This is a genomic window from Niastella yeongjuensis (genome assembly GCF_900110245.1).
GTDB classification, from domain to species: domain Bacteria; phylum Bacteroidota; class Bacteroidia; order Chitinophagales; family Chitinophagaceae; genus Niastella; species Niastella yeongjuensis.
The window spans coordinates 69,734-89,508 of sequence record NZ_FOCZ01000007.1 but is presented as its reverse complement, the minus strand read 5'-3'; the positions used below and the strand labels follow the sequence as shown (position 1 = coordinate 89,508).

Below are 19,775 nucleotides of genomic sequence, written 5' to 3'. Positions count from 1 at the left end.
AAACAGCTCTTCTACTCAGAACCTGAAGTTCCAGGTAACAGAAGGGATGATCGGGAACAACGATACCTGGTCGGTTTTAATATTCAGGGTGCCGTCATACGGACTGCCCTCCTGACTGAAATAAATAAAATATGGATTCAACCGGTTGTATACATTGTATAGACTGAACACCCAGTTTGTCTGAAACTTTTGATTGGGCCGGGTGCGGGGTGTATAAATAGCTGAAAGGTCCATGCGGTGGTAAGGCGCCAGGCGGTATTGATTGATCCTGCTGTACTCCTGGGTAAGAATGCCGCCTACCACATAAAAACGCTCCGGTAACGAGATGGCATTACCACTTCCATATACAAACACACCGGAAAGCTTCCATTTCTTATTTAACTGGTAAGTGGCCACTACCGACAAATCGTGGCGGCGATCGTATTTGGAGGGATATTTCTTCCCTTCGTTCAGTGTATCGAACTGGCGCCAGGTCCAGGAAAGGGTGTAACCGATCCAGCCGGTGAGTTTGCCCTTTGTTTTATTAATAAACAGTTCCGTTCCATAGCTCCAGCCTTTTCCAAAAACAAAATCATTTTCCGGGTCCTTCAACGCGGGCGTATAGCCTTCGCGGTATTCTATCTGGTTGTTCATTCGCTTGTAATACACTTCCAGCGATGTTTCCAGCATGTTATCGTTGAAGTTTTTGAAAAGACCGGCCGCATATTGCCAGCTCTCCTGTGGTTTTACCCGGTAGGTACTGGGCACCCACAAATCGGTTGGCAGGGTTGAACCGGCATTACTCACCAGGTGTATGTATTGCAGATTGCGGGTAACGGCCGCTTTTAAAGACGTTTCATCATTGATGGCATAGCGCAGGGTGAGCCGTGGTTCAAACCCATCGTAGGCTTTTACCGGTTTATTGCGACCGTACGAAATGCTGTCGGTTTTGTTGCCATTTATATCTGTAGAAAATATTTTGTAAGAGCCCAGTTGTACAAAACGGCTGTAACGCAAACCCGCGTTTACTTTAATGCGTTCGCTGAGGTCCCATTCATCCTGCACATAAATACCAGTTTCACCGGCATACTTTCTCATGGCGTTGTCGGGGGAAAACTGGTTATCGCCCTGGTTGCCACTCAATACATTCGGGGTGAAGGTATGGTAGGTATAGGCAGCGCCAAAGCGGACCTTATGCCGCGTGGAGGGATAAAAATCAAAATCGGTTTTTGCGTTCCAGTCGTGAATGCCGGATGATAGTTTTATGTTGAAATCGTTTTGGGTAGCCCCGAACGAGAACGCATAATCATTATACACCAGGGTGGTATTGGCAAACAGCTTCTGGTTAAACACATGGTTCCACCGCAGCGTGGCCGTTGAGTTTCCCCAGGGAATATCGGCTTTGAATACGCGGCGCGCATTGCGATAGGTAAATACATCCCGGCCTACATAACCGCTCAGGTACAAGCGGTCTTTTTCCGAGAAAATATAATTCACCTTGGCATTGAAATCATAGAAGTAATAGCCAGACCCATAAAAATCACTATTGGGTTTAATAAATGGTTTTGCCAGCAGATCGATGTAGGTGCGTCGGCCGGAAATGATAAAGGAAGATTTATTCTTTTTGATGGGCCCCTGAATGGAAAGCCGCGAAGCGATGGCCCCTATCCCACCTTCCACTTCAAATTTATTCAAATTCCCTTCCTTCATGGCCACATCGAGCACAGAAGAAAGACGTCCGCCATATTGCGCCGCCATTCCCCCTTTTACAAGGGAGATGTTTTTGATAGCATCTGAATTAAAGATGGAGAAAAAACCAAACAGGTGGCCCGAGTTGTATACAATGGCATCATCGAGCAGGATCAGGTTTTGATCGGGACCGCCGCCCCGCACATACAACCCGGTATTACCCTCACCGGCGTTGCGCACCCCGGGCAGCAATTGCAGCGTTTTTAACAGATCGGTTTCGCCCAGCACTACCGGCAGCGATTTTACCTGGTTTATCGACAGGTCTATTTTGCCCATTTGCGCATTGGTCACATTGCCATCGCGCCGCCTGGCCGACACGATCACCTCCTGTAAAACGGGTTTTGTAGTAAGGTAAAAACTTTGCTCAATGTTTTTATCGAGAGTGAGTTCCCGTTGAACCGGCTGGTAGCCGGCAAAACTAACAAACACGGGATAGGTACCCCGCGGTAAGGTGATAGAGTAGAACCCAAACTGATTGCTTACAATGCTTTTGCCATGACCGTTTACTGCAACCGTAGCGCCAATAAGTGTTTCGCCCGATAAAGAGTCGCGCACATATCCGCTCAGTGTAAATCGTTCCTGTGCAGTAGCCAACAGTACACTACATACGCCAAATACTATAGCAACCAGTCTGGTCATTTCCTGCAATTTTCCGTTATCTAAAAACCGGTTACCCGGCCGATAGCGTAATTACTTCGAGTAGTCGATTGAATCTTCTACGCTGCCGCAGGTCATCATTTTACTACCGAAGTAGGGGTTCCTGATATCCCTTTCATAGCTGATCCAGTAGGCGCCTTTGTTGTCAAAAGCCATTGGGCAGTATTCCCAATATAACTTTTTACCATTGTACCGAACGGTACGGGTAAGGGTCCAGATGTCATCAGCAATGTTTACAAATATCTTACGCTTTCCTTCAATGTCTTTCTGTGCTACCAAAGCCTGTGCCGAATCGGCAATGCTGGTAGTATAGCTTTTGGCGGTTTCTTTTATTACCCCGGTACTATCACCTTTTATTTCATTTACTTTCAGGCTGTCGACCGCTGTATGCAGGATTTGCGCAGCGGTCGTCGCTTTTGCAGCATCACTGGCTACCAGGGCGTCTTTTAAATCGTTGTATGCATTCAATAACTGGGTGTACGACTGGTTAAAGGCATCGGAATTGTCCCCGATTGAAAGGGGTTGTTGTTTGGTTTCGGCCGTTCCACCAGCCGATTTATCATCTTTTTTACCATTACAAAAAAAGGGTCGGGCAACTAAAATAATAGCGGCAAGCACAATAACTACGATTAACGTTTTTTTCATCCTTTTAAATTTATAGGCGTTTAGGGTTCCAGGGGCGGCAGGAATTGTACCGAAATAATCCTGCCGGTTTTAACGCCGCAAACCTTATCGACTTTTTAACATTCCAAAGATAAAGAATAACCTTACATTACTGCCTCATACACAGGTGTTTTCGCACCAAACAGCCCCTTATTTTTTTCTGACTGCCATCTTTTCGGGAACCCTTTTCAAACGGCCCGAATTGTTATATTTTTGCACCTCATTTGAAGTAAAATTTATGCTGGCAGGATTAACGAACGTAACTTTTGAATTTGGAGCCCGGGCAATTGTAGAAGATGCAACCTGGCATATTCAACCCAATGAACGTATTGGTTTAATTGGTTATAATGGTACCGGTAAATCAACCTTACTAAAATTGCTGGTGGGCCAATACCAGGCCTCGGCAGGTACGGTTGAACGCAGCCGCAACACCTCTATCGGGTATTTGCACCAGGACCTGTTAAGTTTCGATACGAACGACACCATCCTGGGGGTTGCTTTAGGCGCTTTTGAACGCGTGTTGCAACTGGAAAAGGAATTGGAAGAACTCGGCAAAGAACTGGAAAACACAGCCAGCGGAAGAACCGCGGCCCAGGAAGACGCCCTGTTGCACAAATATTCCGACCGGCTGCATGAAATGGATACCCTCGACGGGTACAACATTCACCACAAAACAGAGGAAGTTTTACAGGGGCTTGGTTTCTCCAATGCCGATCTGCAACGGCCCTACAAAGAATTCAGCGGGGGCTGGCGGATGCGGGTACTATTGGCCAAAATGATCCTGCAGCAACCCGATCTGCTGCTGATGGACGAACCTACCAACCACCTTGACCTGCCTTCTATTGAATGGCTGGAAAAATACCTCGTACACTACCAGGGTTCTGTGGTGATCGTGAGCCACGATAAATATTTCCTCGACCGCATGGTGACCAAAATTGTAGAGGTTTACCAGCGGCAGCTGCATGTATATAATGGTAACTACTCCTACTACGAAGTAGAAAAAGTACAACGGGTAGAATTACAACAACGGGCATTTGAGAACCAGCAGGATTATATCCGCCAGCAGGAACGTTTTATTGAGCGTTTTAAAGCCAAAGCCAGTAAAGCGGCCGCCGCACAAAGCGCCATGAAACGCCTCGATAAACTCGACCGCATCGAGGATGTGGCCATTGAACGCCCAAATATCAAGATCAACTTCCAGGTAGATAAAGTACCGGGTAAAGTACTGTGCGAATTGAAACATGTTTCCAAGAAATTCGGCGACATCGGGATCGTTGAGGACGCCAGTGCAGAAATAAACCGCGGCGACAAGATCGCGCTCATTGGGGCCAACGGAAAGGGTAAATCAACCCTGTTGCGCATTATTGCCGGCGCCGAGTCGTACGACGGAGAGCGCAAATGGGGCCATAATGTAGATGAAAGCTTTTACGCCCAGCACCAGCTGGAAAGTTTGGATGTAAACAACACCCTGCTCGATGAACTGAAAGGGGCCGGCAGCCAGAAAACCGAACAGGAACTGCGCACGCTGCTGGGTTGCTTTTTATTCGGCGGCGACGACGTAGATAAAAAGATCAAAGTATTAAGCGGGGGCGAAAAAGCCCGTGTGGCCCTGGCAAAAACCATCATCAGCAAGGCCAACTTCCTGATGCTCGATGAGCCTACCAACCACCTCGACATCCATTCCGTAGAATTATTGATAGAAGCCCTGAAAAAATACGAAGGCAGCCTGATCCTGGTTAGCCACGACCGCTATTTTGTATCAAAAGTGGCCAATACCATCTGGGAGATCGATAACAAGAAAATAAAATCCTTCCCCGGCGGGTACGAAGAATGGGGCGAATGGAAAGAAAGACAAAAAGCCAATGGAGGGACTGAGGGAAAAAAGTCCGAAGCCGGTAATAAAAAAGCAGAGCCGGCTGCGCCAAAAAAGGAAGTGGTTGCACCCAAACCCGAGCCGGTTGCGGATAACAAACCACAACCTGCCAGCGTTAATGAACCAATCAATAAAGAACTGAAAAAAGAGTTGCAAAAACAGCAAAAACTGTTTCAGCAACTGGAAGAAAAAATAGCCCAGCTAAATAAGGAAAAAACCAGACTGGAAGCACAATTAACCGAGCCGGATACTTACTCCGACCGGAATAAGTTTGTTCAAACAGAAACAGACTATAAAAAAGTGGATGACGAATTGCAGCGCATGAATAAACAGTACGAAGAGGTGTTTGAGAAGATTATGGAGCTGGAATCGAAATAACCATCCCATGAATATAACCATCCGTAAAGGCGTAGAAACCGATTACCCGGCCATTATTGACCTTATCCACCAATTTGCAGTGTACCAAAAAACACCGGAAAGGGTAACTAATTCTGTAGAACAAATGAAAGCAGACAACAATTTGTTCCAATGTTTTGTTGCTGTAGATGATAAAAACAGGATCATTGGTTACGCTGCCTGGTTTTTTGCCTATTTCTCCTGGACGGGTAAAGCGCTTTATCTCGATGACCTGTATGTAGTGGAGTCTGCACGGGGAAAGGCCATTGGCACCCGGCTGTTGCAGACTGTTATTGATCACGCAAGGGCTACCAATTGTGTAAAAGTACGCTGGCAGGTCTCCAACTGGAACAAACCCGCCATTGCCTTTTACCGGAAAATGGGTGCCCTGATAGACGACGTAGAAATGAATTGCCACTTTGAACTACAGCATTAAGTTTCCCTAAACACCACGTTTTGGGGAGATTTATTAATAAATCACATACCCGAAATTAATTGTGGGGGTAACAGATGGTTATATTCAACAACTATAAACCAGGGTTGGTCTGGTTATTATTGATCCTGGTTTTTCAATCCGCTTCAGCCCAGTTGCCAGCCCCCCGGCCCAAAATTGGGGTAACATTAAGTGGTGGCGGCGCCAAAGGACTGGCGCATATCGGTATTTTAAAAGCCATTGACAGTGCCGGACTAAAAGTTGATTACATAACCGGCACCAGTATGGGCAGCATCATCGGCAGCCTGTACGCCATCGGGTATACTGCCGACAGCATTGAAAAAATTACCCGTAGCATCGACTGGGACCTGCTGCTTAGTAATTCGGTTTCCCTCCGCAGTATTTTCATGGAAGAAAAAGACGAGTATTCCAAATACGTCATTGAATTGCCCTGGCAAAACAACAATTTCCGTTTGCCCAGTGGTTTGCTGCAGGGACAGGAATTATGGCAGAAATTCTCCGAACTATATTTCCCGGTACACCAGATAAAAGACTTTTCCAATTTCAGCATTCCGTTTCGCTGTATAGGCACCGACGTAGGTAATGGGGAAGCCATTGTAATGAAAGATGGAGAGATCATTTCGGCCATCCGTTCCAGCATGGCCATTCCCTCGGTATTTACGGCTATTGATTATAACGGAAAGCGTATGGTGGATGGCGGTATCGTACGCAATTTTCCCGTTCGCGACGTAAAAGATATGGGCGCCAATATTGTCATTGGCAGTAACGTAGCCAGTGGATTGCTGCCCTCGGAAAAAGTGCGCAACGCCCTGCAAATCTTATTACAGATAGCCTTTTTCCGCGAAGCCGAAGACGCTAAAACCGAAGTGCCGCAATGTGATATCTATATCCCGTTTAAACTGCAGCGTTACACCATGGGCAGCTTTGGCGACGGGAATGCCATCCTCGATTCCGGCATTGTGGAAGGACGTAAATTATACCCGCAATTCAAACGGCTGGCCGATTCACTGAATGCTATTTATGGCCCATTAGAGGTAACAAAGAACCGCTTACCGGCAGTGAATTCAACCGTCATTACTTCCTACGAAGTACATGGGGTGGAAAGAACCTCTTCGGAATTCTTTGTGCATACCATGGACCTGCAGCTGAACAGATCCTATACAGCTAAAAGACTATCGAACATGGTGCGCCAGGCGTATGGCACCCGGTATTACAGCCGCATCATTTATTCTTTGCAGCCTCAACCCGATGGCACCAGCAGGATCATCTTCGATGTAACGGAGAACCCGTTCACATTTGCCAAACTGGGCATACATTACAACCGGTTTACCGGTATAGGCATCATTGGCAATTTAACGGCCAGGAATTTTTTCATTACCAATTCGCGCAGCCTGGTCACCGTTAATATCGGGGAAAGCTTTCGCATAAGGGGCGAACACCTGCAATACCTTGGCCGCCTGAAAAACTTTGCCCTGGTGGCCGAAACCCAGTTCGACCGGTTTGAGGTGAACGCATACGATCAATACAAACAGGACGGGTTATACAAACAAACCTTTGCCAAAGTAGGTGAAAAGTTCCAGTTCTCCCCTTCCCGCAGTTTTTCAACCGGCGCAGGCCACCGCTTTGAATGGGTGCATTACACGCCCAAGATATCCAAGGGCAGCGTTGACCTGAAGGGCAGCAATAACTACAATACGCTGTATACGTTTTTTGATTATAATTCGCTCGACCGCAGCATCTTTCCCCGCAAAGGCGTAAAGCTCTATGGCGAAGCAGGCCGGGTATTGGGACAACACCCCGATCTTAATTTTATTCAGAATGGCGAACCCCTTACCGACACCTCATTGGCCATCAGCACCCACCCTTACTGGCGTACTACGCTCGATGTGGAAAGTTATATCCCTATTGGCAAACGCACCACTTTGCTCCTGAACGGACAGGGCGGTATCAATTTCAACTATACCCGCAATGCCCTGAATGAATTCGCCATTGGCGGCTTAACAAAAGTATTCCGCAACCAGATCACTTTTGCCGGTTTGCAGGAAGGCACTTTGTATACGCCTTCCGTAGCCATGCTGCAGGGCGGTGTTCGGGTAAACCTGTTTACCAATAACTACCTCATCGGTAAGGCCAACGTATTGTTCACCAATTTTATCAGCAGAAGCGAATTCTTTAAGAATAACCCTGATTTTCTATCGGGTTACTCACTTACCTATTCGTATAACTTTGCCCTGGGCCCGCTTGAAATAAGTACCATGTATTGCGATCAAACCGGCAGGCTGCAATGGTATATTAACCTGGGAATTCCTTTTTAATGTTATTTAATTACGCTTCAATTTCTTCGTGGGCTTTTATAAAATCACTTACCAGGTAACTGATCAGTTTACCGGTAGTTTCGTCGGTACGTCCATCGGCCAGGCGGGTAGCGCCTTCGCAGATATGTAAATAAGCTACCTGGCTTTCCCGCGCGGCCAGGGTTATATACTGACGGGCGTGCAGGGCCGAAATACCTGAAGGTGTCATAGCGCTGGACAAGGTATTTTCAATACAGTCCATATCCAGTTCAATGCCCGTATAATTATCTTCCGTAAAGCTGGTGGCATGGGCTATCGCCTGGATAAAATTCCGTTTTTCCAGAATGAAAATATCTTCGTAGGTAATGAAGTCAAGAAAGGGATTGTTTACAATATCGAGCCACACGTTTTGCGGCAGGTAGTTTTCGTGCAGGCCAATAATGCAATATTTCTGTAAATACCCGTCTTCCTCGGCATAGCGGAAACCATTGCCGCTGTGGCGGCCTTCGGAAGGCCTGAAATCGGAATGCGCATCGAGGTTGATACAGTTTATTTGCGCCAGTTGTAAAGCGCCCGCTTTGTGCAAACCTTTGGCGGCTCCTTTTATCAATGGGTAGGCGTTGTTATGACCACCGCCGATAGCAATGGGTATTTTATTGTTCGCGGTAATGATCTTGGTGAGTTCTTCTACTTCTTCATCTATGGTGATCACTGCGTGGCGGTAGGCATCTATCTTTTCTTCATACCCATAGGCATTTTGCTCTATCAATTCACTGAGATCGCTGAAATTGAACTGTCCCAGTAAAATGACGGCTGACCCATTCAGAAAATCGTTGCTTTGTAAATTCAGAAAGGCCGACAGAAAAGGTATCCACACGGACTCTGCCCCGCCGGTACCATGATTGGCCCGAATGCCAATGTCTTCCGGAATTCCAAACACTACATACTTTGCCGTCGATTGCTGCAGGGCTGTTTCCCAGGTTTCTTTATCGGGCACTACGAGCACAGTCTCCCCCAGTTTTGTCTCAAACTTTCGGATCCGCGTATGATTCAGCACATCGTGCCTGTTGTAGAATTTGAAATGTTTTATCATAAAGCTGACAATTGAACTTTGGTTATTGGGATAATTTATACTGTTGCTGTTTTTTCCGTTTCCGATCTGCGTTTGCGTGGCCTGATAAAATCAAGCGGATGACTGCGGAAATAATTCCAGAGTATCTTTAAAAAGCCGGGATAATCCTTTAAATGAATACCCCTTGATCGTACTGCTACAAAAAATGCCAGAGAAAAGCTAACCAAAAAATTCAGGAACCCGATGCCTAATACGCCTGCCACCACATTGGCCAGGTACCGGTAATTCATGTGCTCCCATCCTATGCCATAGGCGCCCAGGGAGGTGTTGGCGGCCGAAATGGTAATATGCCTGATATCGAAAGGTATACCAAATATTTTACCCACGATGCCGGCCATGCCAAGAAAAAAACCCAAAGAGATATTTCCGGCCAAACTGCCCCCATGTGTATTCACATAGGCGGCTATTTTCTGCAGCCGGCTGGCTGGTAAGGACGTACGCAACACCGGGTGCTCGGTTAGCCGTTTGTCTATACGGCCGTAATTTATTTTGTTTTGAACATAGCCCGCAATAATTCCGCTCAAAAAAAGAAAGAACCCGGTATTACATGCATACAACAGGGAAAGGCTTTGCCAGGGATGCTGGTCCTGCAGCAACAGCGCCGCTTTTTCGCGCCCTACCAGCGGATGGCCCATGGCCAAATCGTACAACCAGGCCAGCAGGTAGGTAACGGGAAATACAATGATGAGGTTCCCGATAAAAGAAGCGATCTGGCTGCGGCTCACTTTCGATACCGTTACTGCCAGGTTGTATAAATTAGGCGGATCGTCGGTTTTACGGGCATCTAACGAACTGGCTACCGCGCTGGCCGTAAAGGCCGGTTGTTTGGTTGCCAGGGTTGAACCGGTTTCTTCAATGGCTACAAAACCCAGGCTGTAATTAACGCTGTAAACAAAGCCATGCCAGAAGGGCGCCATTTGCAGCAGGCCCAACAGGTTTTTAAAAATGGCCACAAAACAAATGATCAATCCGCCCCACATGGCGCTGCCGATCATTTGAAAATATTCCAGTGGCGAGGCAGTGATATATTTACTTCCCTTTTTCCCCTTGTGTTCAGCGATCTGGTAAGCCAGGTAACCCGTTGTCTGGGACAGAAATTCCCTGATACTGTTCTTCCTGTTCTCATTGCGTATTACGGCAATGAACAGATTGGCGAAACGCGCCATGTCGATGGTTTCATCCGCATCTGCAATATCTAACAGCAGGCTCATCCGGTTCAGCTTCTGCTCCATCTGGTACAGAATGAACGTTTGCGACAGGCTGGTGCCTTTATCTGTTGTTTCATCGCGTAACAACTGAACCAGTTGATGGCATTCCGCCAGTACTTCACTCAACTGCCCGGCCAGCCCCTGTATGGATTCGGATCCCTGGTGCTCCCGAAGGATCCGTTCTTTTATCTGGTACACCAGGTGCTGTTGCACGGCAAAGGGATTGTTAGGCGGTTGCCATTGTGCAGGTGTATGATGAGTGATCTCATTTTCCCAACCCAATTGTGCCACCCGGGCACTCAGGATCTGTAAGGACAGCACCACCTGCCTGATGATGACCGGCTCGTTGCCGGTAAATGAAATACCGATCAGCTCAAAGAAACGCATCCATTTATCGCGGCCCAACTGTTCAACCCACTCATAATCGGTATGTTTAAAAAAGATGCGGTTTAACAGGTATAAAAAATCGTTAGGATCCTGCGCGGCAGGTAAAAATTTATGTTTTAAGCGGGCATAAAGTTCACGCCCAGCTCCCCGCGAAATGGTGATCCCGCTTTCGGTTAACAGGGGCACCAGGTTGCTGTTGATCAACTGCGCCATCACGGCGGTACGCAGGTTATTCAATACAGCCGGATGCTGGTGTACAAATTGTATCGTTTCTGCAAACTTTCTGTGTACGTTCTCAAACTCCGACAGGCGCGGTCGTATCATGGCCACAAAAGCTACCAGGTAATCGAGGGCCTCTTCCCGGTCCTTAATAGAAACGGAACGGCCTTTCTCCAGAAACTCTTTTACCAGGTTTACTTTTTTCTTCATCTTAATTGTGAGTGGTGAGTAGTGAGTGGGGCTCGCAAGCTTTGAGATCACTTTACTATCTTACATCTCCCAAATTTTTTCTGCTTCGCCCGCCGAAGCCTTGGCGTAGGAGGGCCTTCTGCTTCGCCCGCCGAAGCCTTGGCGTAGGAGGGCCTTCTGCCTCGCCCGCCGAAGCCTTGGCGTAGGAGGGCCTTTCAACTTTCAACTTTCAACTTTCAACTTTCAACTTTAAACTTTCAACTGTATTCAAACTGCCCACTGCCCTTCAATCATCACCTGCTCAATTAAATTAGAACCAAATGAATACGGTATATACGCCAATGATGGAACTGGCTTTGTAATTATCAGGTTCGCTTTTTTTCCAACAGAAATACTACCCAGTTTATCGGCACATTCCATGGCCCAGGCGCCGTTCAGCGTAGCCGCGTTGAGAGCTTCTTCGGGCAGCATTTTCATTTGAATACAGCTCATATTCACTACCAGGTTCATATTACCACTGGGGGATGAACCGGGGTTGAAATCCGAGGCCAGTGCAATGGCGCAGCCTGCATCTATTAAAGTACGGGCCGGTTGAAACGGCATTCTTAAAAAGAAGGCAGCGGTGGGCAACAAGGTCCCTATTGTTTCGGCGCCGGCCAGTGCTTTTATGGCCGCATCATCCATGGTCTCCAAATGATCTACACTTACAGCGCCCAGGGCTACACCGGTTTGCACACCACCCGATAAATTCAACTGGTTGGCATGGATCTTTGGTTTTAATCCATACTGCATCCCGGCTTTACAGATCAGGGCTGTTTCTTCCGGTGAAAAGAAACCCGTTTCGCAAAACACATCGATGTAATCGGCCAGTTGCTCCCGTCCAATAACGGGCAGCATGTCATTTATAATAAGATCGATATATCCCTGGTGGTTCTCTTTATATTCCACCGGGTACGTATGTGCGCCCAGGAAAGTGGCTTTGATGGTTACGGCCGACCGCTCGCGCAATTTCTTTATCACCCGCAGCATTTTCAATTCGCCGGCAACGGTAAGGCCATACCCGCTTTTTATTTCAATAGCGCCGGTGCCTAATTGGGTCAACTCCTGCAGGCGGCCCCAGGCCAGGTTGAAGAGTTCATCTTCCGACGCCTCATTTAGTTTACGGGCCGAATTCAGAATGCCTCCACCCCGGGCGGCAATTTCAGCATAGCTGAGTCCTTTTAATTTATCGATGAATTCATTTTCCCGGCTGGCGGCAAATACCAGGTGGGTATGGCTGTCGCACCAGGTGGGCATTATAATTTTCCCTGTTGCGTCGATGGTTTCAGTTGGCAGCGCGCGATTGCTTTTTGCCAGCTCGTTCATGGCGCCATAGGCAACAATGGTATCCTCTTCTATCAATAAAAATGCGTTGTCTATACATGGCAGGTTTGCCAGTTCTTTTCCCCGCAGTACAGGCCATTGCTCCCGTACATTTACGAGTTGTTTGATATTGGTAAAAAGTGTTGCGGCCATGGAGTGAAGATAGGCATAAAAAAGCCCGGAATCAGCTCCGCAACGCGGATACTTTTCCGGACTTTCTGTTGGACAATCCCATATTAAGTTTTTGCCGCGTATTGTTTATTTACAATGGGCAACATCAGCTTCTTCAATAATTGCAATACCTTTATTTGTGAAAAAACAGTGTATTGCGCAGCGGTTGATCCATTGCTTACTTTAATACTGTAAGCACGTTCGCCCAATGCTTTAAACATATCTTCATCGGTGGTATCATCGCCTATGCACAATACAAAATCGGGCTGCGTATCGTTCACTATTTTCAGGGCCATTATCCCTTTATCAAAACCCGACATGCGCACTTCCACTACCTTATTGCCATCCACTACCTGCAGCATGGTGTTTTGCAACAGCTGCGTAAGGTTATTGATCAGCTCCCTTGACCGGGTAAAACCCAGTTCGGGGTGGGTATTGCGATAGTGCCAGGCCAGGGTATTGGTTTTTTCTTCAATAAAAGAACCAACGCAATGGGTAACGAACAGTTGCATAATGGGCCTGATCTCGTTCTTCCATTGATCAGGAATAGAAACGGCCTGTTGCCATTGATCGCCCTTGGGTTTAAAACTGGCGCCATGTTCAGCTACCAGCATCATCGGCAGATCGCCCAGCCATTTTTCCAGTGTATAGGCTTCGCGGCCGCTGATGATCACCACATTGTTTTTGGGATCAGATGATAACCCGTTCAAAATGGCACGCAACTCGTCATTGGGTTTTGCTTCCGACGGTATCCGGGCATAGGGCACCAGCGTGCCGTCATAGTCTAACAACAGACAGCGGCTGTTGGCCACCTGGTAATGCAAATGAATTTGTGCAATCACGCGTTCATCGAGCACTTTCACCTGTTGTTTCAACTGTTCCTGTTTTACGTTCGCCAGTTGATCGAGAAAATCGCTTACCCATTTTATAACATCGTAATCAGATAAGCGCTGTTGCATCAGGAACATGCGGTGTTCCTGTTCTTCCTCAGGCATGGTCAATGCCCGGTTTATTGCGTTCGACACTTCAATGGTGTCAATGGGATTTACCAACAGGGCTTCATTCAACTCGTTGGCAGCCCCGGCCAGTTCACTCAGAATTAAAACGCCTTTCCGTCCCGAACAACTGGCAACATATTCTTTGGCAACCAGGTTCATCCCATCGCGCAAAGGTGTTATTAAAGCCACATCGGCCGCTTTGTACAGCGCCGCCAGTTCGTTGAACGGAAGATGGGTGTATCGGTAAATGATAGGTTGCCAGGTAATGGTTGATACCTTACCGTTAATGGTACCTATCTTTTGTTCTATTTGTTGTTTACGTTCGGTGTATGCCTGAATATCATCCCGCGAGGGAACTATATTCAGAATGAACACCACTTTCTCCCGCCACTCGGGATACTGGTCAAGGAAATGTTCATAGGCATTCAGCCTGTCCATTAATCCCTTGGTGTAATCCAGTCTGTCTACCGAGAAAATGATCTTCCTGCTATCAAAATTCTTTATGATCTCGTTGTAATATTGTTTTGTTTCCAGGTCACTGCAGGCCCTGTTGAATTTTTTATAATCGATGCTGATCGGGAACAGGTCGGCTTTTACCAGCCGGTCCTGGTACTGCATGGCGTGAAATGAACTATCTACGCCAAGGATCATTTTGGCCGATTGTAAAAAGTGTTGCGCATAATCGTGCGTGTGAAAACCGATCAGGTCGCTGCCGAGCACACCCCGTACCAGCGAGGTTTTCCATTCTGCCGGTAAGGTCCTGAACAACTCGTAAGAAGGAAATGGAATATGCAAAAAGAAACCAATGGCAGCGTCTGCTTTTTCAGCCCTTATCATTTCGGGTAATAACAGCAATTGATAATCGTGGATCCAGATGGTGTCATCGGGTTCCAGCAAGGGTATTAGTTTATCGGCAAACGCGCGGTTCACTTTTACATAAGCATCAAAATAGTGCACATTCGATTCAACCAGATTTGGAAAATAATGGAACAGCGGCCATAATACGGAATTGGAGAAGCCGTTATAATAATCCTTGTACAACAGCTTATTTACAAAGAGCGGTACAATTTGAAAATCAAGACCCGAGAGTTTTTCTTCGACAATACTCCATTCATTTTGGGGAAAATCTGCCACACCGAGCCACAACTTCTCTGTAAAGCCTCTGTTTGTAGAACTATCACTTTCAAAATAACTTTTTATAGCAGAAACCAGCCCGCCCGAACTTTGCCGCAGATTTAGCTGATCTCCTTCATGATCAATAGAAAAAGGCAACCTATTAGATATTATAATCAATCGTCCCATAGAAAAAACAGTAAACCAATTAATAATAAAGGCTGCTGTCACGTACAAATGTGCCAGGCCCTGTTACATGGTTTATTATCAATGAAATTATGGTGCCAATAGGGGGAAGAAAGGCAGAGGGCAGAAGGCAGAGAGGAATACACTTCTTCGCGGCAGCGATGCCCCCTAAAAAAGAAAAAGAGACAAGGACTTGCATCCTTATCTCCCTTAATGTTGTATTGAGTGTTCTTTTGGCCTTATTTGAAATTCAACTTCGCGCGTTGACGGTATTGCTCTCTTACCACACCACGTTGGTTATAGGGGTTGGTAACCAGGAAAAACAAATAAAGTGGTTCTCCCACTTCAGCCATTTTAACGGTTTTCTCTTTTACCGGGAAATACAACTGTTCAATTGTACGGGTAGCAGTAACCGTATTGGCATCTACCGTTTTAATGTCACGGTCCCAACGGTATTCGTTGGTTCCTTTGTTGTAAAACCAAAACGACCAATTGTCTGAAACAGCAATTTGTTTGTTGGGGTTAAAATTGTCTTCTTTCACAATTTTAAATGGAATGTCTTGAAGGTCGGCTAAAGGGGCTTTATCACCAATTTTGTACACGCCATCGGTGAAATCTGCATTTACGAAAACGCCATCTACGGCATTAACGTCAAAAGTGAACTCAACGGAAAAAGGGGCTTTCTTTAACTCATACTCGCCATTAACAGGGGCAATGGCTGCGCCGTTTTGAACGATCTTCAAGCTGATTTTCGCTTGCGAAAAAACGGTGCTGGTAGCTAACAAGGCAAAAATGAACAAGGAAATGGTTGTTTTCATATTGCGGATTTTTCATGCGTATTTATCTTCATAATTGCTACAACGTACAAATTATGCAGATATTTTGTCATAGTATAAATACCAATTTTTCCGGTCGGGGTCGGTGGTATCGACAGCAAAATAGAAAATTATTGTTATTTATGGAAGCGTTTATTCAAATCAAGGTCAAATTTCTTTGAAGTTTCTTTTGCGAGGTCATATCCGGCATCCGCATGTCGTATAACTCCCATACCCGGATCGTTTCTTAACACCCTTGCTAATCGTTGTTCAGCATCGATTGTTCCGTCGGCAACGATCACCATACCGGCATGAATACTATACCCCATCCCTACCCCGCCACCATGATGCAAACTTACCCAGCTGGCACCACCTGCCGTATTGACCAATGCATTCAGGATCGGCCAGTCTGCCACCGCATCACTGCCATCCAGCATCGACTCGGTTTCTCTGTTAGGGGATGCTACGGAACCCGTATCCAGGTGATCACGGCCAATGACAATGGGCGCTTTTACTTTGCCGGTCCTTACCAGTTCATTGAAGGCCAGTCCTGCTTTTTCTCTTTCCCCCTGCCCCAGCCAGCAAATACGTGCAGGTAATCCCTGAAAGGCAATTTTTTCTTTGGCCAGTTTCAACCAGCGTTGCAATGATTTATTCTCTGGAAATAAATTGCCTATTACTTCATCTGTGACGGAAATGTCGTTGGGGTCGCCGCTTAATGCCGCCCAGCGGAAGGGCCCTTTTCCTTCGCAAAACAATGGCCGGATATAAGCAGGAACAAACCCCGGAAAATCAAAAGTATTGGTCAATCCCTTTTCCTGCGCCCGCGCACGGATGTTATTGCCATAATCGAAGGTGACAGCGCCTTTTTGCTGCAGGGCCAGCATCAACTCCACATGCCGGTACATGCTGTTATAAGCATAATAAATATATTGTTCGGGATTTTGCTCGCGTAAAACCTTTGCCTGTTCATAGGATATCTCATGCGGCCAGTAGCCAATCAACGGATCATGCGCAGAAGTTTGATCTGTAAGTGTATCGGGCACAATATTTCTTTCAACCAGGCGTTCTAATAACTCCACCGCATTGCACAATACCCCTATAGAAAGTATTTCTCCTTTTTGTTTTGCCTCCAGCGCCCGGTCGATCGCCGCATCGATACTTGTCATTTTCACATCCAGGTACTTTGTCTCTATGCGTTTATCTATCCGCCATTCTTCCACTTCAGCAATTAACGCCACGCCTTCATTCATGGTAATGGCCAGTGGCTGAGCACCGCCCATACCACCCAATCCGGCTGTTACATTCAACGTTCCTTTTAAAGTTCCGCCAAAGTGTTTATCGGCTGCGGCTGAATAAGTTTCATACGTTCCCTGCACAATACCCTGGCTGCCGATGTAGATCCACGAACCGGCGGTCATTTGTCCGTACATCATCAAACCCTTTTTTTCCAGTTCGTCAAAATGCTGCCAGGTAGCCCATTTAGGCACCAGTTGTGAGTTGGAGAGCAGTACCCGGGGCGCGTTTTCATGAGTTTGCAAAATGCCCACCGGTTTACCACTTTGAATCAGCAGGGTCTCATTGTCATTCAGGTCTTTTAAAGATTGAATGATCAGATCGAGCGCTTCAAAATTCCGGGCTGCTTTTCCGCGGCCGCCGTAAACGATGAGGTCGTCGGGCCGTTCAGCCACGGCGGGGTCAAGGTTGTTTAACAACATGCGCAGCGCGGCTTCCTGTACCCAGCCTTTGCAGGTGAGTTGTGAACCCGTTGGCGTTTTGTATTTTATAGGATCGTAGTGTTTTGTTACTGGTGTCATCGTTAGTGCGTTTTATTATCAATGTAGTTTTTGTGTTACGTTACAGACCGAATGCTTCAAAGCCTGTATTTAAATTCACCTTTTTCATTCCGGCGAATGCATTACAATGTTCTACAAACGAAAAATTACTGATGAGTTGTTTTATCTGATCGATGTCATCGGCAAAAATGCGGTCTTCCTCGGCAAAGCTTACAAACTGCCGTACATAATCATGGGCCGATTCCAGGATCTCACTGCTTTTTAATGGCCGTCTGAATTCAATGGCCTGACAGGCGCTCAGTAACTCGATAGCCAAAATGAATTCCAGGTTATCCAGCACCTGGTTCAGCTTGCGGCCACTGATGCTGCCCATGCTCACATGGTCCTCCTGCCCCAGCGAGGTAGGAATACTGTCGGCACTGGCAGGAAAGCAAAGTGTTTTATTTTCTGTTACCAATGCAGCCGTGGTGTATTGCGGGATCATAAACCCACTGTTCAACCCTACGTCTTTCATCAGCAACATGGGCAGCCCCCATTTTCCTTCCAGCAGCAGGTAACACCGGCGGTCAGAAATATTGCCGGCTTCTGCGGCAGCAATACAGGCATAGTCGAGTGGCAGTGCCAGAGGCTGACCGTGAAAATTACCACCGCTGATGGTATCATCGGCACTTAATATAATAGGATTATCCGTTACCGAGTTCAATTCAATTTCGGTGAGTTGTTTCAGGTGTAACCAGGCATTGCGGCTGGCGCCATGTACCTGAGGCATACAGCGCAAACTGTAAGGGTCCTGCACGCGGCCGCAATCAACATGGCTTTGCATGATGTCGCTTTGGTGTAATAACAACCGCAGCCGTTGGGCCACCAGGGTATTGCCGGCAAACGGACGCAACTGGTGCAGGCGTTCATCAAAAGGCGCTTTGGTGCCGGTCAATGCTTCCAGACTCATGGCGCCAATGATATCGGCCGCTTCCAGACAATAATGCATCCGCTGCACCGCTTTTACCGCAAACGATAAAATGAACTGGGTGCCGTTTATCAGGGCCAGTCCTTCCTTGGGGCCCAGTTGAATGGGTTCCAACCCAAATTGTTTTAATATGTCCTGCGCTTTATACCGGGTGCTTTTGTAAAATACCTCTCCTAACCCAATGAGGGGTAAGAACAAATGGGCCAGCGGCGCCAGATCACCGGAAGCGCCCACGCTTCCCTTTTCGGGCACTACCGGAATTACATCCTGCTCGATATGCCAGATGATGCGTTGTAATGTTTCCAGCTGAGCGCCCGAATAACCACGCGCCAGTGCATGTACTTTGGTAATGAGCATCAGTTTGGCAACCTCCACGGGAATGGGTGCACCCACGCCTACGCTGTGGCTTTGCAAGATCTTATGTTGCAGGGTGCGGGTATCTTCTTCCGAAACGGGTTTATTGGCCAGTACCCCAAAACCGGTATTAACTCCATATACCGTTCTGTTGGTTGCTACAATTTCCTGTACGTACTGTTGGCTTTTTTGAATATTGCCAATGGCGGTTTTATTCAACACGCCTTTTGTTTTACCACCGGCAATTGCCAGTGCACTGCCAATAGTTAATTGATCGATGCCGTAAAAAAACTCCTGTTGCATAAAAGTTACTTATGGTGCAAAATGGTTTGCACCCGGTTAAAAACTGATTCGTTTTGTAAGCCCTGTTCTATTTCACTAATAGCCGTTAAGATAGTTTTGCTGTGTTTTCCTTCCTGCACCAGGGCACCCATGGCTTGTTGCAGGGCATCCCATACCGGCTGTACCTGCTGTTGTAATTTCTTTCCTTTGGTAGTGAAGGCCACTACTTTTTTGCGGGCATCATCATCGGCAGTGGCGGTTTTAATAAAGCCTTTCTGTTGCAGGCTGCTCACCAACTGACTTACGGCCGAATGCGAAATGCCCAGTTCATCGGAGATATCCCTGATCGACACTGTTTCCTGTCTCGACAAAATATAAAAGACCGGAAACCAGGCGGCATCAAAAGAAAGATCGTGCGAAGCATAGATCTTGTTCACATCGGCCAGGAAGGCTTCACTCAGCCTGCGCAACCGGCTTCCAAAGACCAAAAATCCCAATGATTCGTAAAAGCTCATAATTGTATAAGTACTT

Annotated in this window: 13 protein-coding genes; 3 read left to right on the top strand and 10 right to left on the bottom strand. The window is 46.9% G+C overall.

The window, feature by feature from the left end; genetic code table 11:
* Positions 1–15: 15 nt before the first annotated feature.
* Positions 16–2,367 (bottom strand): TonB-dependent receptor, encoded by a 2,352-nt coding sequence (locus BMX95_RS19335; protein ID WP_081204017.1) that lies wholly within the window; start codon positions 2,365–2,367, stop codon positions 16–18.
* 51 nt (positions 2,368–2,418) lie between these two features.
* Positions 2,419–3,030, bottom strand: a complete 612-nt coding sequence (locus BMX95_RS19330) for a DUF3347 domain-containing protein (protein WP_081204018.1) — start codon at positions 3,028–3,030, stop codon at positions 2,419–2,421.
* A 256-nt stretch (positions 3,031–3,286) separates the two neighbouring features.
* Between BMX95_RS19330 and abc-f the strand changes: the two genes are divergently transcribed.
* The 3 genes from abc-f (at position 3,287) to BMX95_RS19315 (ending at position 8,086) form a co-directional block, all read left to right on the top strand.
* Positions 3,287–5,299 carry a ribosomal protection-like ABC-F family protein gene (gene abc-f, locus BMX95_RS19325; RefSeq protein ID WP_081204150.1) on the top strand — a complete coding sequence of 671 codons (2,013 nt, stop codon included), beginning with the start codon at positions 3,287–3,289 and terminating at the stop codon, positions 5,297–5,299.
* A gap of 7 nt (positions 5,300–5,306) precedes the next feature.
* Entirely contained in the window at positions 5,307–5,753 is a 447-nt protein-coding gene (locus BMX95_RS19320) for a GNAT family N-acetyltransferase (protein ID WP_081204019.1), read from the top strand.
* Positions 5,754–5,827: 74 nt separating this feature from the next.
* Entirely contained in the window at positions 5,828–8,086 is a 2,259-nt protein-coding gene (locus BMX95_RS19315) for a patatin-like phospholipase family protein (protein WP_081204020.1), read from the top strand.
* A 10-nt stretch (positions 8,087–8,096) separates the two neighbouring features.
* On the opposite strand, the gene BMX95_RS19310 is transcribed toward BMX95_RS19315, so the two are convergent.
* The 8 genes from BMX95_RS19310 to BMX95_RS19275 form a co-directional block, all read right to left on the bottom strand.
* Positions 8,097–9,158 (bottom strand): formimidoylglutamase, encoded by a 1,062-nt coding sequence (locus BMX95_RS19310; RefSeq protein ID WP_081204021.1) that lies wholly within the window; start codon positions 9,156–9,158, stop codon positions 8,097–8,099.
* Between the two features lie 35 nt (positions 9,159–9,193).
* Positions 9,194–11,221, bottom strand: a complete 2,028-nt coding sequence (locus BMX95_RS19305; protein ID WP_081204022.1) for a site-specific recombinase — start codon at positions 11,219–11,221, stop codon at positions 9,194–9,196.
* A gap of 246 nt (positions 11,222–11,467) precedes the next feature.
* Positions 11,468–12,715, bottom strand: coding sequence for an imidazolonepropionase (gene hutI, locus BMX95_RS19300; RefSeq protein WP_081204024.1), 1,248 nt, complete (start codon positions 12,713–12,715; stop codon positions 11,468–11,470).
* Between the two features lie 83 nt (positions 12,716–12,798).
* Positions 12,799–15,033 (bottom strand): bifunctional alpha,alpha-trehalose-phosphate synthase (UDP-forming)/trehalose-phosphatase, encoded by a 2,235-nt coding sequence (locus BMX95_RS19295; protein ID WP_081204152.1) that lies wholly within the window; start codon positions 15,031–15,033, stop codon positions 12,799–12,801.
* A gap of 236 nt (positions 15,034–15,269) precedes the next feature.
* On the bottom strand, positions 15,270–15,848 hold the full coding sequence (locus BMX95_RS19290) for a hypothetical protein (protein ID WP_081204025.1): 579 nt from the start codon (positions 15,846–15,848) through the stop codon (positions 15,270–15,272).
* 134 nt (positions 15,849–15,982) lie between these two features.
* Complete coding sequence (hutU, locus tag BMX95_RS19285; RefSeq protein WP_081204026.1) at positions 15,983–17,662, bottom strand: urocanate hydratase; 1,680 nt, start codon at positions 17,660–17,662, stop codon at positions 15,983–15,985.
* A 40-nt stretch (positions 17,663–17,702) separates the two neighbouring features.
* Positions 17,703–19,265 carry a histidine ammonia-lyase gene (gene hutH / locus BMX95_RS19280; protein WP_081204027.1) on the bottom strand — a complete coding sequence of 521 codons (1,563 nt, stop codon included), beginning with the start codon at positions 19,263–19,265 and terminating at the stop codon, positions 17,703–17,705.
* Between the two features lie 5 nt (positions 19,266–19,270).
* Positions 19,271–19,759 carry a MarR family winged helix-turn-helix transcriptional regulator gene (locus BMX95_RS19275; RefSeq protein WP_081204028.1) on the bottom strand — a complete coding sequence of 163 codons (489 nt, stop codon included), beginning with the start codon at positions 19,757–19,759 and terminating at the stop codon, positions 19,271–19,273.
* Positions 19,760–19,775 lie beyond the last annotated feature (16 nt).